Annotated in this window: 25 protein-coding genes and 2 pseudogenes; 12 read left to right on the top strand and 15 right to left on the bottom strand. The window is 62.1% G+C overall.

Features of this window, described 5'->3' with window-relative positions:
- The first annotated feature begins 9 nt into the window (after positions 1-9).
- From BSY16_RS24640 to BSY16_RS24630, 3 genes are read left to right on the top strand one after another with little or no spacing between them, the layout of a single operon-like run.
- On the top strand, positions 10-837 hold the full coding sequence (locus tag BSY16_RS24640) for an alpha/beta fold hydrolase (protein ID WP_069062442.1): 828 nt from the start codon (positions 10-12) through the stop codon (positions 835-837).
- A gap of 23 nt (positions 838-860) precedes the next feature.
- Positions 861-1,652, top strand: coding sequence for an SDR family NAD(P)-dependent oxidoreductase (locus tag BSY16_RS24635; RefSeq protein WP_069062441.1), 792 nt, complete (start codon positions 861-863; stop codon positions 1,650-1,652).
- Positions 1,653-1,664: 12 nt separating this feature from the next.
- Positions 1,665-2,171 (top strand): hypothetical protein, encoded by a 507-nt coding sequence (locus tag BSY16_RS24630; protein ID WP_069062440.1) that lies wholly within the window; start codon positions 1,665-1,667, stop codon positions 2,169-2,171.
- A 116-nt stretch (positions 2,172-2,287) separates the two neighbouring features.
- Here BSY16_RS24630 and BSY16_RS24625 read toward each other — a convergent pair whose 3' ends face one another.
- The 7 genes from BSY16_RS24625 to BSY16_RS24595 all read right to left on the bottom strand — a co-directional run bounded on the left by BSY16_RS24625 (position 2,288) and on the right by BSY16_RS24595 (position 8,669).
- Positions 2,288-2,614 carry a cupin domain-containing protein gene (locus tag BSY16_RS24625; RefSeq protein WP_069062439.1) on the bottom strand — a complete coding sequence of 109 codons (327 nt, stop codon included), beginning with the start codon at positions 2,612-2,614 and terminating at the stop codon, positions 2,288-2,290.
- Positions 2,615-2,622: 8 nt separating this feature from the next.
- On the bottom strand, positions 2,623-3,378 hold the full coding sequence (gene kduD, locus BSY16_RS24620) for a 2-dehydro-3-deoxy-D-gluconate 5-dehydrogenase KduD (protein WP_069062438.1): 756 nt from the start codon (positions 3,376-3,378) through the stop codon (positions 2,623-2,625).
- On the bottom strand, positions 3,375-4,217 hold the full coding sequence (kduI, locus tag BSY16_RS24615; protein ID WP_069062437.1) for a 5-dehydro-4-deoxy-D-glucuronate isomerase: 843 nt from the start codon (positions 4,215-4,217) through the stop codon (positions 3,375-3,377). The genes kduD and kduI overlap by 4 nt, the downstream gene beginning before the upstream one ends.
- Before the next feature lie 33 nt (positions 4,218-4,250).
- Positions 4,251-4,982 carry an ATP-binding cassette domain-containing protein gene (locus BSY16_RS24610; RefSeq protein ID WP_069062436.1) on the bottom strand — a complete coding sequence of 244 codons (732 nt, stop codon included), beginning with the start codon at positions 4,980-4,982 and terminating at the stop codon, positions 4,251-4,253.
- Positions 4,982-6,001, bottom strand: coding sequence for an ABC transporter permease (locus BSY16_RS24605; RefSeq protein WP_171902482.1), 1,020 nt, complete (start codon positions 5,999-6,001; stop codon positions 4,982-4,984). The genes BSY16_RS24610 and BSY16_RS24605 overlap by 1 nt, the downstream gene beginning before the upstream one ends.
- Positions 6,002-6,080: 79 nt before the next feature.
- Positions 6,081-7,031: a sugar ABC transporter substrate-binding protein gene (locus tag BSY16_RS24600; RefSeq protein ID WP_069062434.1), complete on the bottom strand. Its 951-nt coding sequence runs from the start codon at positions 7,029-7,031 to the stop codon at positions 6,081-6,083.
- Between the two features lie 123 nt (positions 7,032-7,154).
- Positions 7,155-8,669, bottom strand: coding sequence for an aldehyde dehydrogenase family protein (locus BSY16_RS24595; RefSeq protein ID WP_069062433.1), 1,515 nt, complete (start codon positions 8,667-8,669; stop codon positions 7,155-7,157).
- A gap of 124 nt (positions 8,670-8,793) precedes the next feature.
- On the opposite strand from BSY16_RS24595, the gene BSY16_RS24590 reads away from it, so the two are divergent.
- The 5 genes from BSY16_RS24590 to BSY16_RS33325 all read left to right on the top strand — a co-directional run bounded on the left by BSY16_RS24590 (position 8,794) and on the right by BSY16_RS33325 (position 11,296).
- Positions 8,794-9,495 carry a GntR family transcriptional regulator gene (locus tag BSY16_RS24590; protein WP_069062432.1) on the top strand — a complete coding sequence of 234 codons (702 nt, stop codon included), beginning with the start codon at positions 8,794-8,796 and terminating at the stop codon, positions 9,493-9,495.
- Between the two features lie 401 nt (positions 9,496-9,896).
- Entirely contained in the window at positions 9,897-10,094 is a 198-nt protein-coding gene (locus BSY16_RS24585; RefSeq protein ID WP_069062431.1) for a hypothetical protein, read from the top strand.
- Between the two features lie 11 nt (positions 10,095-10,105).
- The gene (locus BSY16_RS33335; protein ID WP_502696027.1) at positions 10,106-10,579 is read left to right on the top strand and encodes an MFS transporter; all 474 of its coding nucleotides are present in this window, start codon (positions 10,106-10,108) and stop codon (positions 10,577-10,579) included.
- Positions 10,580-10,637: 58 nt separating this feature from the next.
- Positions 10,638-11,159, top strand: a complete 522-nt coding sequence (locus BSY16_RS33330) for an MFS transporter (protein ID WP_502696031.1) — start codon at positions 10,638-10,640, stop codon at positions 11,157-11,159.
- Entirely contained in the window at positions 11,159-11,296 is a 138-nt protein-coding gene (locus BSY16_RS33325) for a hypothetical protein (protein WP_502696041.1), read from the top strand. The genes BSY16_RS33330 and BSY16_RS33325 overlap by 1 nt, the downstream gene beginning before the upstream one ends.
- 58 nt (positions 11,297-11,354) lie before the next feature.
- On the opposite strand, the pseudogene BSY16_RS33320 reads toward BSY16_RS33325, so the two are convergent.
- The 8 genes and pseudogenes from BSY16_RS33320 to BSY16_RS24545 all read right to left on the bottom strand — a co-directional run.
- Positions 11,355-11,708: pseudogene (locus BSY16_RS33320) on the bottom strand (sulfite exporter TauE/SafE family protein); the annotation flags it as partial.
- A 29-nt stretch (positions 11,709-11,737) separates the two neighbouring features.
- Positions 11,738-12,556 carry a DUF2182 domain-containing protein gene (locus tag BSY16_RS24575; RefSeq protein ID WP_069062430.1) on the bottom strand — a complete coding sequence of 273 codons (819 nt, stop codon included), beginning with the start codon at positions 12,554-12,556 and terminating at the stop codon, positions 11,738-11,740.
- A gap of 10 nt (positions 12,557-12,566) precedes the next feature.
- Positions 12,567-13,208 carry a DUF1326 domain-containing protein gene (locus BSY16_RS24570; protein ID WP_069062429.1) on the bottom strand — a complete coding sequence of 214 codons (642 nt, stop codon included), beginning with the start codon at positions 13,206-13,208 and terminating at the stop codon, positions 12,567-12,569.
- A gap of 98 nt (positions 13,209-13,306) precedes the next feature.
- Positions 13,307-13,762, bottom strand: a complete 456-nt coding sequence (locus BSY16_RS24565) for a DUF411 domain-containing protein (RefSeq protein ID WP_069063686.1) — start codon at positions 13,760-13,762, stop codon at positions 13,307-13,309.
- Between the two features lie 2 nt (positions 13,763-13,764).
- The gene (locus BSY16_RS24560; RefSeq protein WP_069062428.1) at positions 13,765-16,938 is read right to left on the bottom strand and encodes an efflux RND transporter permease subunit; all 3,174 of its coding nucleotides are present in this window, start codon (positions 16,936-16,938) and stop codon (positions 13,765-13,767) included.
- The gene (locus tag BSY16_RS24555) at positions 16,935-18,344 is read right to left on the bottom strand and encodes an efflux RND transporter periplasmic adaptor subunit (RefSeq protein WP_069062427.1); all 1,410 of its coding nucleotides are present in this window, start codon (positions 18,342-18,344) and stop codon (positions 16,935-16,937) included. The genes BSY16_RS24560 and BSY16_RS24555 overlap by 4 nt, the downstream gene beginning before the upstream one ends.
- Positions 18,345-18,346: 2 nt before the next feature.
- Positions 18,347-18,748, bottom strand: coding sequence for a FixH family protein (locus BSY16_RS24550; protein WP_150130137.1), 402 nt, complete (start codon positions 18,746-18,748; stop codon positions 18,347-18,349).
- 110 nt (positions 18,749-18,858) lie between these two features.
- Positions 18,859-19,227, bottom strand: coding sequence for a hypothetical protein (locus BSY16_RS24545; protein ID WP_069063684.1), 369 nt, complete (start codon positions 19,225-19,227; stop codon positions 18,859-18,861).
- Positions 19,228-19,355: 128 nt separating this feature from the next.
- Between BSY16_RS24545 and BSY16_RS24540 the strand changes: the two genes are divergently transcribed.
- The 4 genes and pseudogenes from BSY16_RS24540 to BSY16_RS24525 all read left to right on the top strand — a co-directional run bounded on the left by BSY16_RS24540 (position 19,356) and on the right by BSY16_RS24525 (position 21,419).
- A complete protein-coding gene (locus BSY16_RS24540; protein WP_083243106.1) occupies positions 19,356-20,285 on the top strand; it encodes a sulfite exporter TauE/SafE family protein in 930 nt (309 codons plus the stop codon).
- Positions 20,284-20,580, top strand: a pseudogene (locus BSY16_RS24535) (SOS response-associated peptidase family protein); the annotation flags it as partial. The gene BSY16_RS24540 and the pseudogene BSY16_RS24535, both read left to right, overlap by 2 nt.
- A gap of 225 nt (positions 20,581-20,805) precedes the next feature.
- A complete protein-coding gene (locus BSY16_RS33175; protein WP_069062426.1) occupies positions 20,806-21,054 on the top strand; it encodes a DUF982 domain-containing protein in 249 nt (82 codons plus the stop codon).
- Between the two features lie 107 nt (positions 21,055-21,161).
- A complete protein-coding gene (locus BSY16_RS24525) occupies positions 21,162-21,419 on the top strand; it encodes a hypothetical protein (protein ID WP_069062425.1) in 258 nt (85 codons plus the stop codon).
- Positions 21,420-21,446 lie beyond the last annotated feature (27 nt).

Genomic DNA, 21,446 nt, shown 5'->3' with positions numbered 1-21,446 from the left:
GACAGAACAATGGCGACGATCACCACCAAGGACGGCACGAACATCTTCTACAAGGACTGGGGCTCGAAGGACGGCCAGCCGATCATCTTTTCGCATGGCTGGCCGCTCAGCGCCGACGCCTGGGATGCGCAGATGGTGTTTTTCGCCAACCAGGGCTTTCGCACCATTGCCCACGACCGCCGCAGTCACGGCCGTTCCGACCAGGTCTGGTACAACAACACGATGGACCAGTATGGCGATGACCTTGCCGAACTGATCGAGCAGCTTGACCTTCACGATATCATCCTCATCGGCCACTCCACCGGCGGCGGCGAAGTCACCCGCTATGTCGGCCGCCACGGCACGAGCCGAGTCGCCAAGATCGCGCTGATTGGCGCCGTACCGCCGTTGATGCTGAAGACCGAGGCTAATCCGGGCGGCCTGCCCATCGACGCCTTCGACGGTATTCGCAAGGGCACCTATGACAACCGCAGCCAGTTCTTCAGGGACCTGACCACACCCTTCTACGGTTACAATCGGGCGGGTGCGGCGATCTCCGAGGGCATTCGCGAAGAGTTTTGGCGGCAGGGCATGATGGGCGGCCTCAAGGGTCAGCTCGATAGCATCCGTGCCTTTTCCGAGAGCGACTTCCATCAGGACCTGAAAGCCTTCGACAAGCCGACGCTGGTTCTGCACGGCGATGACGACCAGATCGTGCCGATTGGCGCTGCCGCGCTTTCCACCGTCCAGATCGTCAAGCATGCCGTGCTGAAGGTTTACGAAGGCGCCGACCACGGCCTGACGCAGACCCATCAGGACCGGTTCAATGCCGACCTTCTCGACTTCATCAACGCCTGAAACCCATCCCTAAGGAGACAGACATGAGCAAGACCACATTTCTCGTCACCGGCGCATCCGACGGCATCGGCGCCGTTTATGCAGACCGCCTCGCCCGCCGCGGCAACAACCTGGTGCTCGTCGCCCGCCGTGCCGAAAAACTGGCGGCCCTGGCCGAACGCTTGCAGAAGGATCATGGCGTCACCGTCGAAATCCTGCCCGCCGATCTCGGCGCCGCCGAGGGACTGGCGAAGGTCGAAGCGCGCCTCCGGGAAGACGCCGCCATCACCGGCCTCGTCAACAATGCCGGCATTGCCGGGGAAGGCATGATCACCGAACTCGACCCGGCCTATGTGACCGGCATGATCAACCTCAACATCCTCGCCGTCACAAGGCTCGCCGCCGCCGTCGCCCCGCGCCTTGCGGCCGCAGGCCAGGGCACGATCATCAACATCACCTCCGTCACCGCGCTGATGCCGGCCGCCTTCACCGCCGTCTATCCCGCCACGAAAGCCTTCGTGCTGGCCTTCACCGAAGCCTTGCAGGCGCAGCTTTCGCCCGCCGGCGTCCGGGTGCAGGGCGTGCTGCCGGGCATTACCCGTACCGCGATCTGGGAGGAGGAAAAGCTCGAAACCATACCCGCCGCCATGGTGATGGATGTCGAGGAGATGGTCGATGCTGCGCTGGCAGGTCTCGATCTGGGTGAGGTGCTGACTGTTCCCGCACTGCCGGAATCGGCTGATCTTGACGCCTTCCTTGCCACCCGCGACGCCCTCCGGCCCAATCTGTCGCTCGCCCACGCTGCCGTTCGCTACGGCCTGCACAACAAGAATTGACGGGAGCCGATCATGATCCTCGGTCTTACCATTTCCCAATTCACCACTTTGCATGTCGTGCTGAGCTTCATCGGCATCGCCGCCGGCCTCATCGCCCTGCCCGCTTTTGCCGCGGGGCGGTGGATGCCGCGCATGACGGCGCTGTTCCTCGCCACGACCACCGCGACCACGCTGACCAGCTTCCTCTTCCCGATCAGCACCTTCACCCCGGCGCTTGGCGTCGGCATCATCTCGACTGCCATCCTGGCCGTCGCCTTAGCAGCGCTGTACGGCTACGGCCTCAAGGGCCGGGCACGCCCTCTCTATGCGATCACCGCGTCGATCGGGCTCTACCTCAACCTCTTCGTGCTGATCGTGCAGGCTTTCCTGAAGGTTCCGGTGCTGAACGATCTGGCACCGAACGGCAGCGAGCCACCGTTCCTCGCAGCCCAGGGTGCTCTGTTGGCTGTCGCGATCCTGCTTGGACGACAAGCTGTGCGCACCGGCGTGGGACGAAACCAACGCGATCAAACCTTGTGATTGTTTGCGAGTGTTCCGAGCCGTTTGGCTTCGACGGCATGCAGGCAATAAAAATCACCTTCGATCGCCACTTCAGCTTCTCGGCAATGGCATTCAGAGTACCAATCGTCAAAAACCTATAAAAAATCGTCGCGGCGTGGCGTAAACGTGTCAATCAGCAGACCCGGGGCCAGCGCGACTACCCCATGAACGAGGTTCGGGGCGACGATGAAACTGCTTCCGGGGCCAAGCCGGGTGGTCTCACCATCCACCGTGACGTCAAAGCTGCCTTCGGCAACGTAGCTCACCTGCGTATGGGGGTGCGAATGCAAGGCACCGATAGCGCCTTCTTCAAAGCGGAAGGCAACGAGCATCAGTTCCGGGCGATGGCTCAGCACGGCACGGCGGTTGCCGGGGGCGACCTCGGTCCAGACGGTGTTTTCGGGCAGGGTATAGGGCTGCATATGACCTCTCATCGGGCAAGCCATCCGCCGTCGACCGGCAGGATGGTGCCATGCACATAATCGGATGCCGGGGCCGCAAGGAAGACGGCGGCGCCGGCCATGTCGTCCGCCCGCGCCCAGCGCCCGGCAGGAATGCGCTTTAGGATATCGGCGTCGCGCTCGGCATCGGCCCGCAGAGCAACCGTGTTGTTGGTCTCGACGTAGCCGGGCGCAATGGCATTGACGTTGATGCCCTTGGCCGCCCATTCGTTCGCCATCAGCTTGGTGAGGCCGGCAAGGCCGCTCTTCGCTGCGGTATAGGACGGCACGCGGATGCCGCCCTGGAAGGAGAGTAGCGAGGCGATGTTGATGATCTTGGCCTTTCGCTCCGCCGCGATCGCCGCCTTTGCAAAAGCCTGACAGAGGAAGAAGACGGATTTCAGATTGGTGTCGAGCACCGCATCCCAGTCCTCTTCGGTGAACTCCAGCGCATCGGCGCGGCGGATGATGCCGGCATTGTTGACGAGGATATCAGGCATAGCGCCCGCTTCCAAAGCCTCGGCGAGGACCTTTCCGGCGATGCCTGGCTTCGCAAGATCAGCTGTGAGGGCGACGAACCTTCGGCCTGAAGCCCTGACCTCCGCCGCAGTCTCCGTCATCGCAGAGCGCCCGACGCCGACGATATCGGCGCCGGCCCTCGCGAGCCCCACGGCGATGGCCTGGCCGATGCCGGTATTGGCGCCGGTGACGATGGCCCAGCGGCCGGAAAGATCGAACGGGTTCATCGAAGCGCTTCCATCGGCACCTTGTCCATGTCGGTGAAGCTCATATTGTCACCGGCCATCGCCCAGATGAAGGCATAACGCCCGGTGCCCGCGCCGGAATGGATCGACCAGCCCGGCGACAACACCGCCTCATGGTTCTTAAGCACGACATGCCGCGTCTCGCCGGGCTCTCCCAGGAAGTGGAAGATGCGCGTCGCCTCCTGCATACCGAAATAGAGATAGACCTCCATACGCCGGTCATGCACATGCGCCGGCATGGTGTTCCAGACGGAGCCCGGCTCGAACATCGTCAGGCCAACGAGCAACTGGCAGCTCTCGCACACATCCGGATGCACATATTGGTTGATGGTGCGGGCGTTGGATTCTTCGGCAGAGCCGAGCACGACCTTCTTCGCCATCTCGCGCGTTATATGCACGGTCGGGCAAACCCGATGGGCTGGCGCACTCAGGAAATAGAACAGGGCCGGCTCATCCGAGTTGTGACTTGAGAAGGCCAATGGCCCCTCGCCCATCCCGATATAGACGGCCTCCTGAAAGCCGAGTGCGTAGTCTTTTCCACCGACGCCGACAGTGCCCGCCCCACCGATGTTGACGACAGCCACTTCTCGGCGTTCAAGGAACTGCTCCGTGCCCGTCTCGGCAACACGGTCAATCACCAGCGCTTCGGAAAGCGGCGCGATGCCGCCGACGATCATGCGGTCAAGGTGGCTATAAGTGAGGTTGATCTCGCCTGGACGGAACAGCGCCTCGATGACGAAACCGTCGCGCAGGCCCTGTGTGTCGCGCCTTGCGGCGTCCTGCGGCCCGACGACCTGTCGTACTGATACGGAAATTGTCACGGCATATGCCTCTTGCTTTCAGGTTTTCTGGGGTCAGGTGAGCACGACATATTCGGTCAACTGGTTGATCGTGGTGTCGGCCTTGTCGACGTCGAACACCTTGGTGCCGTGGCTCATGATCACGAAGCGGTCGCAGACCTGGTAGGCGTGATAGATATTGTGCGTCACCAGCACGCTGGAGACGTTCTCCGCCTTGAGCTTCAGCACTTGATTGAGGAGCGCTTCCGTCTCGCGCACCGAGAGTGCCGAGGTCGGCTCGTCGAGCAACAGCACGCGTTTCTTGAAATAGACGGCGCGGGCAATCGCCACAGCCTGCTTCTGGCCGCCCGAAAGATTGCCGACCAGCGTATCCGGGGAATCGATGCCCGAAATGTGCACGGCGTTCTGCAGCACGTCCATGGCGATCTCACGCATCTCGGCCTGCCGAAGGAAGCCGAAGCGGTCCGTCAGTTCGCGGCCCATGAAGATGTTGCGGGTGATCGAGAGGGAATCCACCAGCGCGGTATGCTGGTAGATCGTCTCGATACCGGCATCGGCCGAATCCGAGCGGCAGGTGAAGGCGGTCTTCTTGCCGTCGACGCTGAGGTAACCCTCGGTTGGCTTGTGGATGCCGGAGATCAGGTTGACGGTCGTCGACTTGCCGGCGCCGTTGTCGCCGAGCAGGCCCACCACTTCGCCTTCGCCGATGTGGAAGCTGAGGTTTCGGAGCGCCGTCAGCGCACCAAAACTTTTGGAGATATTGTGCAGTTCGAGAAGGTTCGACATCACGCTAGACCTCGCCGCTCGATGAGATGGTTGAAGATGGCGGCCAGAACGATCAGCGTCGCGATGAACATGTCGAGATAGAAGCCCGGCGCGCGCAACAGCAACAGAACGTCCGTCATGGTGTGGATGAGCAGCACGCCGAGGAAGACGCCGATGATCGAGCCGCGGCCGCCGCGCAGCGACAGGCCGCCGATGACGCAGGCGGCAATCGCCTGGAGTTCGAGGCCTGCGCCCTGTCCCGGCTGCACGCTGCCGACGCGGGCCGTGGCGAGAATGCCCGCGACCGCCGCCATGCCGCCGGCAATCGCGAAGGCGATGAGCTTGACACGATTGGTGTTGATGCCGATTGCGGTCGCGGCACCGGGATTGCCACCCGTCGCGAAGACGTGATTGCCGAAGCGGTGGCGGTGCAGGAGCAGGTGGAAGCCGATGACGAAGAGCACGATCCAGATGAAGGCGGCATTGATGCCAAGGAACGTGCCGGAGAAGAGGCTGGTGAAGATCGGCTCGGGATCGAAACGCACCTGAACTGCACCGTTGTAGAGCAGCACGGCTCCGCGCCAGAACAGCAAGCCGCCAAGCGTGACGATGAACGACGGCAGGCCGAAACGCAGGGTGATGTGACCGTTGAGCAGCCCGATCAGCACGCCGGCGAGAATGCCGAGCGGTGCTGCCAGAAAGGCGCTCAGTCCCGCCTCGACGAGCGTCGCCATCAGGATGGCGGTGAAGGTGTAGACCGAGCCGATGGACAGGTCGAACTCGCCGGCGATCATCAGCACGCCGGCACCGAGCGCCAGGCAGCCAAGTACCGGTATCGCCTTCATCAGGATCGTCAGGTTCTGAGGCGAAAGGTAGCGGAACTCGTTGGGATAGAGCAATGCGCCGGCAATGCAGACGATCTGCAACGTCATGAAGACGAGGAAGATCGCGCCCGCGGGCATGCCCATGATCTGCTTGAGGATGGATTGTCTCTGGCTCCGCGACCGGGGCGCGGCACTGTCTGCGAGAATAGGGGTCACGGTCTGGCACTCGATCGTTTTGGGAACGGGGAACCCGCCGGACAAACCGGCAGGTTCCCGCTCATGGCGTCGGAAAGCGCTAGCGGTAGCTGCCGATCAGCGGCTTGACCGAACTGATGCGCGACTTGTCGAGGAAGGCGCCCTGCCCCGTATCGATATCCGTGGGCGTCAGCCCGTACTTCTTGGCAAGCGCGATCTGGGCGATCGGGTGATAGCCCTGCAGGTAGGGCTGCTGGTCCATGGTCGCGAACATCGCGCCGGATTCCACCGCATTGACGATCTCGACCGCGAGGTCGAAGCCGCCAAACGGGATGTCGACACCAGCATCCTTGATGGCGCCCGCACCGACAGTCGAGGTCACCGAGCCCGTGCCGAACAGTGCTTTCACCGTCGGATTGGCGATGAGAAACTGCGCCATGATGTTCTGGGCTTCCGCCGGGTCGAGGCCGGCACGTACCGTCTCGACCTTGATGCCGGCTTCCGTCATCGCCTTCTCGATGCCGCCGCCGCGAGCGACCGCAAAGCTTGCCTCGGGAATTTCGCGCGGATTGAACACCACGTCGCCGGATTTCAGGCCGAATTCCTTGATCATCCGGTTGCCGAGCTCGTAACCGGAGGCAAACTCATTCATGCCGACATAGGCCTGGCGGCAATTGCCTTTGGCGCCGTCAAGGTCGTCATTGTTGAAGCCGATGACGACGATGCCGGCCTTGACCGCCGCGCAGATGCTCTCGTCGAAGGCATCCGACGAAGAGATTGCTACGGCGATGCCGTCGACGCCGCTCGCGGTCGCGCTCTCGATCAGGTCGTTCTGGCGCACCGGATCGTTGTTGGCATATTGCACGTCGAGATCGACCCCAAACGCCGCGGCCGCGTCTTGCGCGCCCTTCACCACGGGGTTAAAGAACTGGACACTCGGATCGAGGTAGATGATCATCGTGGCCTTGACATCCGCGGCAAGCGCCGTCGATGCCAGCATGGTGGTCAGGCCCGCGGCCAATGCAGCGGTTCTCAACCTGGTCAATTTCATTTGCGTATCCTCCCTTTGGATGTGCAATGCGGGTCCAAAAGACCCAAGTCTCGGCTGGCGGGCTCCGACCAAAGATCACGCCAGCCGAGATTTTCCTCCTCATGACCGCAAGATGCGGCCCTGTTATCCGAACCAGGGCGCCGGGCGCCCGAGCGTGACGTGAACACCCTTGAACTGGGAATATTCGTCGAAGCCGTAGCGGCCGAGTTCGCGGCCAAGCCCGCTCTTCTTGTAGCCGCCGATCGGCAGCTCCGGCGTGCCGTCAATGACGCTGTTGATCCAGCAGCGGCCGGCGCGGATGCGGCGAATGCTCTGCAGCGCGGTCTCCAGATTGGTGGACCAGACGGAGGCCGACAGGCCGAACTCGCTGGCATTCGCCATCGCCACGGCCTCGTCCGCCGTCTTGAAGGTCAGCGTCGAGAGCACCGGCCCGAAGATCTCCTCCCGGGCGATCGACATATCGGGCGTCACGCCGCCAAAAACCGTCGGCGCGTAGTAGAGCCCGGCCCCCTTGCCGACCCTTTCGCCGCCAAGCAGTAGTTCCGCGCCAGCGGCGACACCGGCCTCCACATAGGAATGCACCTTCTCTGCATGGGTCTCCGAGATCATCGCACCGATCTTGGTGCACTCGTTCAACGGATCACCGAAGGTCACCTTGCGCGAAATGTCGAGCAGGCGCTCCATCAGCGCATCGCGAATGCCTTCCTGCACCAGAAGCCGGCTGCCGGAAATGCAGCATTGGCCGGCATTGTGATAGACGCCGTAGGCAATACCGTCCGCGGCCGCATCGAGATCCGCATCGGCAAAGACAATCTGCGGCCCCTTGCCGCCAAGCTCCAGTCCGACCCGCTTGACGCTGCGGGCCGCGATCTCGCCAAGCTTGGTGCCGACGCGCACCGAGCCGGTGAAGGCGACCATGTCGACACCCGGATCCTCTGCCAACACCTGGCCGGCCGGATCGCCATAGCCGGTGACGACGTTGAACACGCCGTCGGGTATGCCGGCTTCGCGCGCCAATTCAGCCATGCGGATCGAGGTGCCGGAGGTGAATTCGGAGGGCTTCAACACCACCGTGCAGCCAGCGCCGATGGCCCACGGCACGCGCTCGGAGGCGATGATGAAAGGGAAGTTCCACGGCGTGATGATGCCGACGACACCGACCGCTTCGCGCAGCACGAGACCGAGGCGATCGTCACCGATATTGTTGTGGCTCTGGCCCTCCAGCGCGCGAGCCTGGCCGGCCGCATAGGACCAGAGGTCGGCGCAGAAGCCGATCTCGCCGCGCGCTTGGTTGATCGGCTTGCCGACTTCCAGGCACTCGGCAAGCGCCAGTGCTTCCTGATGCACAAGGATAAGGTCCGCCACCTTGAACATCAGGCGCGAACGCTCGGCGCCCGACATGCGCGGCCAGGGGCTGCTATCGAAGGCGCGGCGCGCCGCGGCAACAGCCGCCCGCACATCATCGACCGAAGCCTCGGGCCATGTGCCGACCACGACGCCGGCATGGCCGGGGCTGACCCGATCGATCGTCCGGCCGGACGCCGCGTCGACGGACTTGCCATCGACAAGCATCTGGTAGCGGGATTTAATGCCGAGGCGGGGATCACTGGAATCGGGTGCGATGAAATTGGACAGCAATATCTTTCCAAGGCCGGACACGCGGTGTCGACCCCTCCCTGTTCGACCGGCTTTTTGGCCACCGGATTTCTGTTGGACTTAAGATGTATGGTACTGTATGGTGGTTTAAATTGGATGTCAACGCATGACGGCGGCGAAAGAAATGAACCTTGAATCCCTGAAGATCGACACTGGCGAAACCGCGGCGGCGCAGGTCGAGCGTGATCTGCGCGAATCGATCATCCGGCTTGAACTTGCCCCCGGCACGCGGCTCTCCGAACAGGATATCGCCACCCGCATGGGCGTCTCGCGCCAGCCCGTCCGCGAGGCGCTGATCGCGCTCGGCAAGTCGAAGCTGGTCGATATCCGCCCGAACCGGGGCACCGTCGTCGTCAGAATTTCCGCCCGGCAGATGATGGAAGCCCGCTTCGTGCGCGAGGCGATCGAGACCGCGGTCGCGCGGCGTGCCAGCGAGACCTTCGACGCCTGGACGCGGCGCAAGATCGACACGATCCTCGCCCGCCAGAAAGCGGCGATGGAAGCACACGACCACAACGCCTTTCGCCGCGAGGACGAGCAGTTCCACATCGCGATTGCCGAAGGTGCCGGTTGCGGCCTCGCCTGGAACGCCATTTCGGACATCAAGGCCCATATGGACCGCGTCTGCAATCTCCAGCTCCGCCACCCCGATTCCATGACCCGGCTGATCACCGAACACGAGGCGATCATCATCGCCATCGACGCGCGCGACGCCGACGCCGCCGGAACCGCCATGCGCAGCCACCTGAACGGCATCCTGGCCGACCTGCCGCAGATCGAGGCCAGCAATCCGGACCTGTTCGAATAGGCTCAGGACCTGTTCATTTGGCTTCAGATGTAGTTCACCGCCGCCTGACAGCTTGCCGACTTCACAGTTAATTGCGCAGCTATAATGAGCATCAGCGTATGGCGCGCTTCTCGCCGATCCCATGAAGGATTTGTCGCGCCTCTTTCCGGCGCCGCCATTTTGAAAGCTGTTGCCCCACTCTCCTGCTCTCATCTATGCGTGTATCTTACGTCTCGCACAACCCAACTGGAAACGGAATCGACGTTGTGGTCCGTAGACTAAACAGGCTGATATTTGAATAGCCGCATCAACTATAAAATGCATATTTCCTTCCAACTTTAGAGATCTTTAAGCTAAGGCGCCTTCCATAGGCACAACCAAAGGTTTGCAATAGATGCGTGCCAGAATTGGGGAGCGTGCCTGTGAACTTGGGCAAGGCCTTTAGGTGGATAATCGTTGTTTTACATTACGTCGGGGGAACTCAGGTCGCGTCGCTGACCCTGACGGCGCTCGCTGTCGTCGCCCTGTTCCGGCTGAAGCTTTCCGTCGTCGCAACGCTCGTGATCTACGCGTCGGGCGGCATCGCCTGGACGTTGCTTACAAGCGCCGCCGCGGCATGAGCGAAAGCAAAATGACCGCCGCCTCCCTGCCAACCGCCGCGGCCCGCGGCCGGATTCCAGCCACCGTCTGGGTCCTCGGGATCGTCAGCCTGCTGATGGACGTCTCCTCGGAGATGATCCAGACGCTCCTGCCGTTCTATCTCGTTTCCGGCCTCGGCGCCTCGGCGCTTGCCGTCGGCTTCATCGAGGGTCTTTCGGTCGCGATCTCCACCACAACGAAACTTTTCTCCGGCATCATCGCGGACTGGACTCGACGCCGAAAGGCGCTCGCCGTCCTCAGCTACGGCCTCGGCGCCCTGTCGAAACTCGCCTTTCCCTTCGCCACCTCCGTCAGCTGGATCGTCGCTGCCAAGGCGGTGGACCGCATCGGCAAGGGCATTCGTGGCACCCCGCGCGACGCGCTGATCGCCGACGTCTCGCCCCGGGAGATCCGGGGAGCGGCCTTCGGCCTTCGCAAGTCCATCGACACGGTGGGGGCTTCATAGGCCCGCTTGCAGCGATCGGACTGATGTTCGCGCTCGACGGCAACGTGCTCACGATCTACTGAATCGCAGTCGTGCCCGCATTCCTGTCCGTCCTCATCCTGGTGATCGGCATCCGGGAACGAGGGAGCCGGCGGCGGCGAAGGCAGCGGCCCCGCGACTTCGCATCAGCGATATCATCCGTCTCAACAGCTCTGTCTGGGTCGTCATCATCGCCGCCTCGATGCTGACCTTCGCTCGTTTCAGTGAGGCCTTCCTGCTCCTGAAGTCGCAAGAGGCAGGTTTTATCCCCGCATGGATCCCGATCACGATGGTCGTCATGCATGCGGTCTACGGGCTGACCGCCTATCCGGCAGGCCGGCTGTCGGACGCTATCGGGCAGTCCGGCATTCTTGCCGCGAGTGTCGGCTTGCTGGTCTTGGCCTACGTCGCCCTGACCTTCGCCGGCTCGATCCCGATGTTCCTTATTGGCGCTGTCCTCTGGGGCCTTCACATGGGCCTCTCCCAAAGGCTGCTGGCAACGCTCATTGCCGACACGGCGCCGCCAGCCCCAAGGGCACGGCGTTCGGTGTCTTCAACCTGATGACCGGCAACATCATCGCCGGCCTGCTCTGGGATTCCTACGGCTCGTTCGTGACATTCGCGACCGGCGCGGTGCTGTCGCTGATCGCTTTGCCGATCGTGACGCTGGTGTCGCGCTGGAGAGTGCTGAAGCCATAGGGATAGACCCCGTCGGACCTGCGTAGGCCCCAGCACTGCAGGACCAAAACCTGCATTCCAGCGAGAGGCTACCTGCAGGCTTGACAGCCGTGTCAAACAGCAAGGTCCGCGTTGGAATAAGCAGCTCGCCGCCTGCAACACCGGGCAGCGAGGCTGACCCCGATCAGGAACCCAGCGCCTATTCCAGCGACCACCTGCGCCCATCCTTGTGGTAGCGGTTGATCAGCCGCGGCGGTGACGAAGTCGTAAAACTGCGGCGCTTGCAATCACCGTAATAGGGTTACGGAACGCAGGCCGTTGCCCCGGAAGCACCGACCCAAGCTTCCGGCCAGCAGATTGACGACCATATGCCAATGATCGGCAATCAAGCCGAATGGAATGGTAACGCGGTCGCAACAACCACGAGGCTCATGGCCTTGATCGAGCCGTCGGGAGCGCAGTCTATGCACCTGCGCTAAGCGATCCGACAAGCAAGACCAAGCCGCCAGAGATCAGAATGATCGCCATCACCTGTGCAACACGCCTTCCGCCGGGCGCAAGTTTCTCAATGGCGACATAGAGAGCGATGCCAACGATCCACCAGATATTCATGACGCCGCCGACAAACAGCAGCGCCATCAACGCCCAGCAGCAACCGAGACAATAGCCGCCATGGACGAGCCCCATCCGGAACGCCGCCGCGTGCCCCGTGCGCCGATGGCGGGTGAGTGCCTCGACCGGACTGCGGCAAAAATCCAGACAAGCGGCCTTCAAAGGAGACAGCTGATAAAGACCGGCGCCGATCAAAACTGCTGCCGCGAGATAGATCGACGCAAGGTTCATGTACATAGCGGAAACAAGCCCGCCTGCCGACAAGGCCCCCTGGATCAAGGTCGCAGCCGCGCTGAACCCTGCCCATACCGCGAGGTAACCGAGGAAGAATTCAAGTGCCGGCCCAGCACCCTCATCTCGGTGAAGCGCGCCGTAGAGCAGAACGACCGGCGAGGCGCTGGGAACCATCATGGCGACCATCATCAGCCACCACATGACGAAGATGACGATCAGGTAGCCGGGTGTCCAAATCACCGAACTGACCATGTCCGGCGTGCCGGCGATAAGGGCGCCGGCCGGACCTGTATCCATCGACATGCCGAGTGAGGACATTCCCGTTCCCCCGCCCGCCAGGATGTAGGCGGCGGAAAGCGCCACGGCGCTCGACAACGACAAGAGGACGATCAAACGATCGCGGGAAAGGAGACCTTCAAGCGTCGACCGGCCCATGACGGACCCCTTATGCGGCGTGATCGATAACGCCTTGCCCGTTCATGTAGATCCGGCAGATGTGAGCGTGCGTCCCCCTGTTCTTTTCGAGCGAAATCGCCCCTGATGTCTGCGTCGTGCCGCTGGCCATCTCCGCCACGCGATACTCGAAGCCGTATGGCAGGTTGATGCGTGCCCGATGCTCGGCGCCCGTCACCGGATTGCGGATCGGCTCGACCCCAAGATCGAATACGTCTGCCACCCGCACATATCCCGTCCGTGCTTCCGCATCGACCTGCGCGTCGATCCGCTTCGTCAGCGTTTCGAGCTTGTTCGGCGACATCTTGCTGAACACCCAGAACATGGTTGCCATGTCCTCGGTGTCGCTACCCGTGACGATCTTCTCCACGGCCTCGCGCTGCTCCGACGTGAGTGTGGTGTCCACGACCAGCTGTATCGTTCCGTTGCCAAGATGGATCGGCCCGGGCCATTTGGCTGTCAGCGCAAACTTCACGCCGTCCAGCCGGACACCGCCAAAATGCCCCTTCCTGACGATGAAGCCCACGGCGGCTTCGCAATTGCCGTGGGTCGGAAGCGAATTGAACTGGCACGGGCATCCAAAATTGCAATTGCAGTTCGCGATCTCCATCGCGTCGATTTCCCAAGGCGTCATGTCAGCCTCCTGAAACTGGTCCCGATGACCGTCATTACAGATACCACTAAAGTACGGTGCGAGATAGGGCGGAGCGACGGCGCCGGGCTGGAGCAACCTCAGATCTTGGGCCGAACCTCCAGGAAGACCGAAGTCTTGCCGTCCTTGCCGACGCCGATCACATCGTAGGATGCAGAAGGATCGTCGCCCATGCCGAGCGATCCGGCCGGCATGCCCGGCACAACCAGCCCGGCAAGGTCCGCTCTGCTTTCAAGCATCCGTGTCGCTTCGAGAGGAACATGACCCTCGAGGAACTGCCCGCGGTAGACCGCCGTGTGGCATCCCTGGATATCCAGCGGCACACCGAGCTTCTGTTTAAGGGAAACCAGGTCACGCTGTTCGACAATCTCCACCCGATATCTCGCCTTCCCGTAGCCGTCCGCCCATAGAGAGCAGCAGCCGCAATTGGGATCTTTGTGGACCGTCAAGATATCGGCATTCGTCGCCGCGAATGCGGAGGTGCCGGGAAACGCGGCGGTGGCGGCCAGGGCCGTGATGAACTCTCTTCTCTTCATGGTCATGCTCCTTCCAAAGCCGGCGTGGAAACCGTCCCCGACGCGGCTGATTGATGTTCTTCTGTCTTCCCAAGCTCAAACCCCTTTACGAGGCCGTAGACGGCGGGAATGACGATCAGGGTGAGCAGGGTCGACGAGACCATGCCGCCGATCATCGGCATGGCGATCCTCTGCATGATCTCCGATCCGGTGCCCGTGCTCCAGAGGATCGGGACGAGGCCCGCCATGATGGCGACGACCGTCATCATTTTCGGCCGCACGCGCTCGACCGCGCCGACCATGATCGCCCGGTTGAGGTCGGCGGAGCCAAAACGGCGGCCTTCGCGTTCGCAGGTCTCCTTCTGCTCCCGGAGCGCCTGGTCGAGATAGATCAGCATGATCACGCCCGTTTCGGCCGCCACGCCCGCGAGCGCGATGAAACCGACGGCGACCGCGACGGATGCGTTGAAGCCGAGCCACCACATCAGCCAGATGCCGCCGACCAGTGCGAAAGGTAGCGACAGCATGACGATCATTGTCTCCGTCAGCCGGCCAAAATTGAGGTAGAGCAGCAGGAAGATCAGCGCGAGGGTCAGCGGCACCACGATGGAAAGCCGCACCTTTGCCCGCTCAAGATATTCGAACTGGCCACTCCAGGCGACGGAATAACCCGGCGGCATCGACACGCGCTCGGCAACCGCCCTTTGCGCATCGGCAACGTAACCGCCAAGATCGCGCCCAGCGATATCGACGAAGACATAGACCGCAAGCTGCCCGTTCTCGGTGCGGATCGATGTCGCACCACGAGTAAGCTCAACCTTGGCGACCTCGCCGAGCGGGATCGTGCCGCCGCTCGGCAGGGAGACCTGCACTTCCTCGGCGATCGATTTCGGATCGCTGCGATAGGCGCGAGGATAGCGCACCGCCACGCTGTATCGCTCCCGACCCTCGACCGTGGAGGTGATGCTTTCCGAGCCGAGCGCCATGGCGATGACGTCCTGCACGGAGCCGACACTTATGCCGTAGCGCGCCAGCGCGTCACGGTCTGGAACGATGTCGAGGTAGTAGCCACCGATGACACGCTCGGCATAGGCCGACGACGTGCCCGGTACGGCCTTGAGGGTGGTCTCGATGTCGCGGGCGATGCGCTCCATTTCCTTGAGATCGGTCCCGAACACTTTTACCCCGACAGGCGTGCGGATGCCCGTCGAGAGCATGTCGATGCGCGCCCGGATCGGCATCGTCCAGGCATTGGAGACGCCGGGGAACTGGAGTGCCGCGTCCATCTCCTGCTTGAGGCTATCGACGGTCACGCCAGGCCGCCACTGTACCTTGGGCTTGAGGGTAATGATGGTCTCGAACATCTCGGTCGGCGCGGGATCGGTCGCGGTCAGAGCACGCCCGGCCTTGCCGAACACGGTCTCGACCTCCGGGAACGACTTGATGATGCGGTCCTGTATCTGCAGAAGCTCGGCCGCCTTGGTGACGGAGAGACCCGGCAGGGTCGTCGGCATGTACATCAGCGTTCCTTCGTTCAGCGACGGCATGAACTCGCTGCCGATCTGCCGGGCGGGCCAGGCCGTGGCGGCGAGGATACCCAAAGCCAGCAGGATCGTCAGTGTCTTGGCCTTGAGCACGCCAGAGATGATCGGACGGTAAGACCAGATCAAGAAGCGGTTCACCGGATTGCGGTGTTCCGGCACGATGCGGCCGCGCACGAAGATCACCATCAGCGCCGGCACCAAGGTCACCGAGAGAAGCGCCGCCGCGGCCATCGCAAAGGTCTTGGTGAAGGCGAGCGGTCCGAACAGCCGTCCCTCCTGCGATTCCAGAGTAAAGATCGGCAGGAACGACACCGTGATGATCAGCAGGCTGAAGAACAACGGCGGGCCGACCTCGGAGGCCGCTTCGACCAGCACCTCGGTTCGTGGCTTGTCGGGCGGCGCGCGTTCCAGATGCTTGTGGGCGTTCTCGATCATGACGATGGCAGCGTCGATCATCGCGCCGATGGCGATCGCGATTCCGCCGAGGCTCATGATGTTGGAGCCGAGACCGAGCAGCCGCATGGCTATGAACGCCATCAGGATGCCGACGGGCAGCATGATGATCGCCACCAGCGCGCTGCGGACATGCAGCAGGAAGAAGACGGTCACCAGCGCAACGACGATCGATTCCTCGACCAGCGTCGACTTCAGGGTCTCAATCGCCGCCTCGATCAGCCGCGAGCGATCGTAGACCGGCACGATCTCCGCGCCGCCGGGCAGGCTCTTCTCGGCGATCTCCAGATTCTTCTTGGCATTGTCGATGACGGTCAGGGCGTTTTCGCCAAAACGCTGGAGCACGATGCCGCTTGCCACCTCTCCCTCGCCATTCAGCTCGGCAATGCCGCGGCGTTCGTCGCCGACGACTTCGACCCTGGCGACATCAGACAGGCGGAGCGGAACCCCGTCCTGGCTCCTGAGACCGATTCTCTCGATGTCCTCGACGCCTTTGAGATAGCCCCGGCCGCGGACCATGAACTCGAACTCCGACAGCTCGACGGTTCGCCCACCGACGTCGCGGTTGCTCGAACGCACGGCATTGGCGATGTCTTCGAGCGATACGCCCTGCGCCTTGAGCCTGATGGGATCGACCACGATGGAATACTGCTTCACGAAGCCGCCGACACTCGCCACTTCGGCGACGCCCTCCGTCTTCGAGACGGCGAAGCGCACCACCCAATCCTGAAGCGATCGGAGTTCCGCAAGCGACAGTTCCTTGGCGACGACCGCATACTGGTAAACCCAGCCGACGCCCGTCGCGTCCGGTCCGAGGGTGGGCGCCACGCCCTGCGGCAGCCGGCTCGCCGCAGCGTTCAGATATTCGAGCACCCGGCTGCGCGCCCAGTAGGGATCGGTGCCGTCTTCGAAGATTACATAGACGAACGAAACACCAAAGAACGAGAAGCCACGCACGACCTTGGATTTCGGGACCGTCAGCATCGAAGTCGTCAAGGGATAGGTGACCTGGTCCTCGACCACCTGCGGCGCCTGGCCCGGATAGTCCGTGAAGACGATCACCTGGACATCCGAGAGATCGGGGATTGCGTCGAGCGGCAGGGAGCGCAGCGAATAGAGGCCGCCAGCGACGGCAAGCATCGCGCCGACGATGACAAGCAGCAGGTTGCGCGCCGACCACGCGATAAGGTTGGCGATCATGGCGTGGCCTCCGTTGCCGTCATCGCGTTGAGCGCGGAGGTCAGATTGCTTTCGGCATCGAGCAGAAAGTTGGCCGCAACGACGACACGCTCGCCGGCCTTGATCCCGTCCGTGATCGCGATTTCTGTGTTCCCGCGCAGACCTTGCTTGACGTCGCGCGGCTCGAAACGACCGTCACCGAGATCGATGAATACGACCTGCCTGTCGCCGGTATCGACAACGGCGGTTTCCGGCACGCTCACAACCGGCGTCGGCGAGCCGCTTTCGATTTCGACTTCCGCCAGCATATTGGCCAGCAGCATGCCGTCGGGGTTGGCGATTTCAACGCGGACCTTGGCTGTGCGGGTTTCGGTACGGAGTTCGGGATAGACGAGCGAGACCTTGCCGACGAACCGTTTGCCGGGCAGGCTACGAACCGAGACGGTCGCTTTCGCTCCCTCGCGAACGGCGTCAAGCAGGCTTTCGGGCACGTCGGCGACGACCCAGAGTTCGGACGTATCGGCGATGCGGAACAACGGCAGCCCGGCGCTTGCCATCATACCCGGCGTGGCCAGCCGTTCGAGGATCACGCCCGATACTGGCGTCTCGAATGCGATCCTGTCGGGCACTTTTCGGCTCTGGCGCATAGTGTCAATGACGTTGGCGGAGAGGCCGTAGTTTCTAAGCTTCAGAGCACCGCCTTTGTTTGCCGCATCCTGGCCGATCACAAGCTCGGCGCCGGCGGCGGCGATATCCTTCGAATAGAACTGAAACAGCGGTTCGCCCATTTGCACCTTGTCACCTGTGGTGACGTCGGACACCGCCTCGATGAACGCGTCGGTTCGCATGGTCACCATGCTGACACGGCGCTCGTCGAGCAGGACCGTACCCGGCACCCGGATCGTGCGCGAGATCGGCCCGAGCTTCGCCTCCACCGACCTGACGCCAGTCCGCTGGAGCTTGCCCGGCGAGACCTTGACGGTTGCCCCGTCATCGGCCTCACCCTCGAATACCGGGATGTAGTCCATGCCCATGGAATCCTTCTTGGGCACTTTAGAAGTGTCCGGCAGGCCCATCGGGTTGCGATAATACAAGATCTTGCGGCTCTCAGGCGCGGCTGCGTCCGCGACCTTGTCGCCGGGGTTTGCGGGGTCGTCGAATTTCACGTCCTCGCTCGCGCGAACGGGCACAAAGTCACGCCCGTCCGCCGTTTTCCTGGGCGTGGCCGAATAGTCGGGACTTCCATCCGGATGCCGGTAATAGATGACCAGCCCAGAGCCTTTCGGCTTCTCGGCGGCCTCCGACCATTCTGGCGGCAGCCATGCAGCGACCGTGGCGGGATCGACCGGCGATTTGCCCGATCCCACGAAGTATCCTCCCCCGCCGGCCACGGCGAGGGAAACAGTAATCAGTGCGGCGCGGAGCATGGTCAGTCGCCGGCCTTGAGGATGACTTCGCCCTGCGCCGTCTCTTCCTCGCCCTGGATTTTTGCCGCTATCTTGAAGCGCCAGCCCCCGGCCATGCTCAGGTTGAGCTTGAACCGGTAGACGCCCGGCTCCTCGGCCGGCAGCGCATCGACCTTGGAGGTCATGGCCTCCATGCCGTCGGGCGCCATGTCGAGCCGGGTTTCGAAGATCACCGCGTCGGCAACAGACTGGCCCGTGCGTTTGTCGATGATCTTCACCGCGAATTCGGACTCCGGCCCAGTGGGCAGTTCCGTCTTAACGGGTTGGAACTCGTAGTCGGCGCCGCCGGCGAAAACCGGAAGGGTGGAGGCGGAAAGGAGAAGGATTGCGAGGGCGATCCTCACGGTTGAGAGAATGGTGTTCATGGTTTCACATCTTCATGCTGGCGGACTTGGGTCCGGCCTTGTTGATATCGGTCGCGCATGCCCGCAGCATCACAGCCGCGGTCAGCGTCATCGTTGAAGCGAATGTGAAATCAGGCTTTTGGAGGTCGCGCCGGAGGTTCTTCCTCCAGCGAATGCAAGCGACCGAACCGCTGGCTACCGTACTCAAGCGGCGCCCATGCGAGCGCGGCAGAGGTCCACGTGGTCCTGAAAACCGCGAGAGGTGCCGGCGTCGAGCAGATGATGACGAACGGGCAGCTTTGATCGCAGCCTGATTTGACCGGCTGCTCATCCGGGCAACAGGACATGTCGTCCGGCATTCCAGCCATAGCGTCGACCGTGGCGGCGGCGGTTATGTCGACCATCGCAATCTCGGCTGCACTTGTGCTCACGGGAGCGGTCAGCATCCCGACGAGGGCAAAAAGCGTCACGAGCCGCAAAAGAGCAGACACTAGTTTCATCAATTCCTTGATTGACACAGGGAGCATGGCTTTGAAAGAGCATCACGGAAATTTGCGATAGCTTGCGATCTCCGAATTCTCTTATGCCGACTGTCCAATCTCGTGATGTTTATGCATACATATCGCCCATGACTGATGCCACCAATACATCTCATGCCCGCAGTCCCGTCGCAGTCTTCGGTGGAGGCGCGATTATTGGCGCCCTGGGAGGCCTCATCGGTCTCGGCGGCGCCGAGTTCCGCCTTCCAATCCTGATCGGGTTCTTCAACTTCGCAGCCCTGGAAGCGGTCATTCTCAACAAGGCGATGAGCCTCGTCGTTGTCGCGACCGCGCTCCCCTTCCGCGCGGGCACGGTGCCTTTCAGTGTCATTGCCGACAACTGGCCGATTGTGCTCTACCTTCTCGCGGGAATCCTGATCGGCGCCTGGTTCGGCGCTGGCTGGGCGACAAAGTTGCGGTCGGAGACGCTTTACAAGGTCATCGCCGTTATGCTCGTGACGATCGCGATCGTTCTGGTGCTCGGACATGATGCGTCAGCGGGCCAACCTATGTTGACTGGTGCGCGCCGGCTCGTTGCGGGGGTCGTTGCGGGCTTCATCATAGGCATCGTCGCTTCGCTCTTGAGCGTGGCAGGTGGCGAGTTGCTGATCCCCACTTTGCTTCTGCTCTTCGGCGCGGATATCAAACTCGCGGGTAGCCTTTCGCTTGCCGTAAGCCTGCCGACGATGCTGGTCGGATTCAACCACTACAGTCGCGACCAGAGCTTCTCCGTCATCGGCCGCAACAAGGCTTTCCTCCTCATCATTGCTGCCGGATCGATCGTTGGCACGTTTATCGACGGCCTGCTGCTCGGGATCGTTCCGAACACGGTGCTTCTGCCCACCCTGGCAATCATTCTGCTGATCTCCGCTGTTAAGGGGCGGCGGCATTGGGGCTCGCGCGCTAAAACTGCTATGGTTTGCCACCGAGGTCCGTCGTGCTGCGCTAGATTTGAAGGCTTCGCACGGCGGACCTCGCCAAAAACGCCGCGGGAAAAAATTGGGTGTCCACATAACTGAGTTCATCGCGCCGGCGGATCACAAAAAGAAGCGCAAGGACAAGTGGCTGTTTCGCAAGATCGGCGAACCGATCGTCGCCATCCGGCGCGAAACCGAGGAGATCGGTGAGGCCTTCACGATGCTGACAATGGCGCCTGGGCCGGACATTGTGCCGTATCATGACGGGCAGATCGTCATCCTCGAGCGGGAGACGTGGGCAGACTGGCTGGATCCTTCGGTTTCCGCGAAATCGCTGATCAAAATGACCAACAATCCAAAGGAACCAAAAAAGCCTCTGGAGGCTCCGCTTCAGTAGACGCCAGACATTCCCGAGCGCCCGATTGAGGAACCGGCGCCTGACATCGTGCCGGGAGAAGCATCCGACGTAACACCCGTCCCAGGCGAAGACCTGCCCACGAAGATGGACGGGTAATCCAGTCCAAGCGACCTAACACGTCTGCTACGCAAGTTTCATCAATCTGTCACGGAACCACTTCCACGGATTAGCATTTACTGCCCCGTTCAGATTGGGAATAATGAAATGCTTTCTGTGATTTGGGACCACGCACTTGCCATTCTGCTTCCGGGTATGCCCCGTGCAATAGAGATCAAGGATCCACGGAGCGCCATGTTCGTGCTGGCTGAGAGATGGCCGTTGACCTACGGACGCGCATTTCAGCGGGCGCTGGCGTTTTGCGCCAAGGCTATCGAAGGTAAATGCTCCCCAACCAAGGCTCGACTGGCGTTTCTCGCAGCAGCCCGGGAGGCCAACGTCTTGGTCGTACGATAGCGCGCCAACCAGGGCCGTTGGTTGCTGAGCTTGGTAAGGGCCGGAACGAATCGCAAGTTCCAAGCATTTCTCCCACACGTTTTAGTCCTCTGCTTCGGAGACCACCGATGAAGTTCCGAATTCCTCCACCTAAGCAACTGACGACCGATCCAGACGTCGCACTCGAATGCGAGCGGGCGGTCGATGCGCCGGTGCAGAAGCTTGCTGACCTTGTGATCACCGCAGGGTGGCCACCGGAGGCGGTATTTCAAGCTATCAAGCGCGTTGCGCATCGTCAGGCGGCTGCGTTCCAGAAAGATCCGGATCCAACAGACGATCCGGTCTCGGTCCGTCCCCGAACAGGGTTTTCAATGGCACCGTTCTGAAGGACGTCAATGACGTGGAACCTTTCC

This window comes from Sinorhizobium sp. RAC02 (assembly GCF_001713395.1).
GTDB lineage: Bacteria > Pseudomonadota > Alphaproteobacteria > Rhizobiales > Rhizobiaceae > Shinella.
Note: the sequence above shows the minus strand (reverse complement) of the source record. Positions and strands in the feature narration are given on the sequence as shown.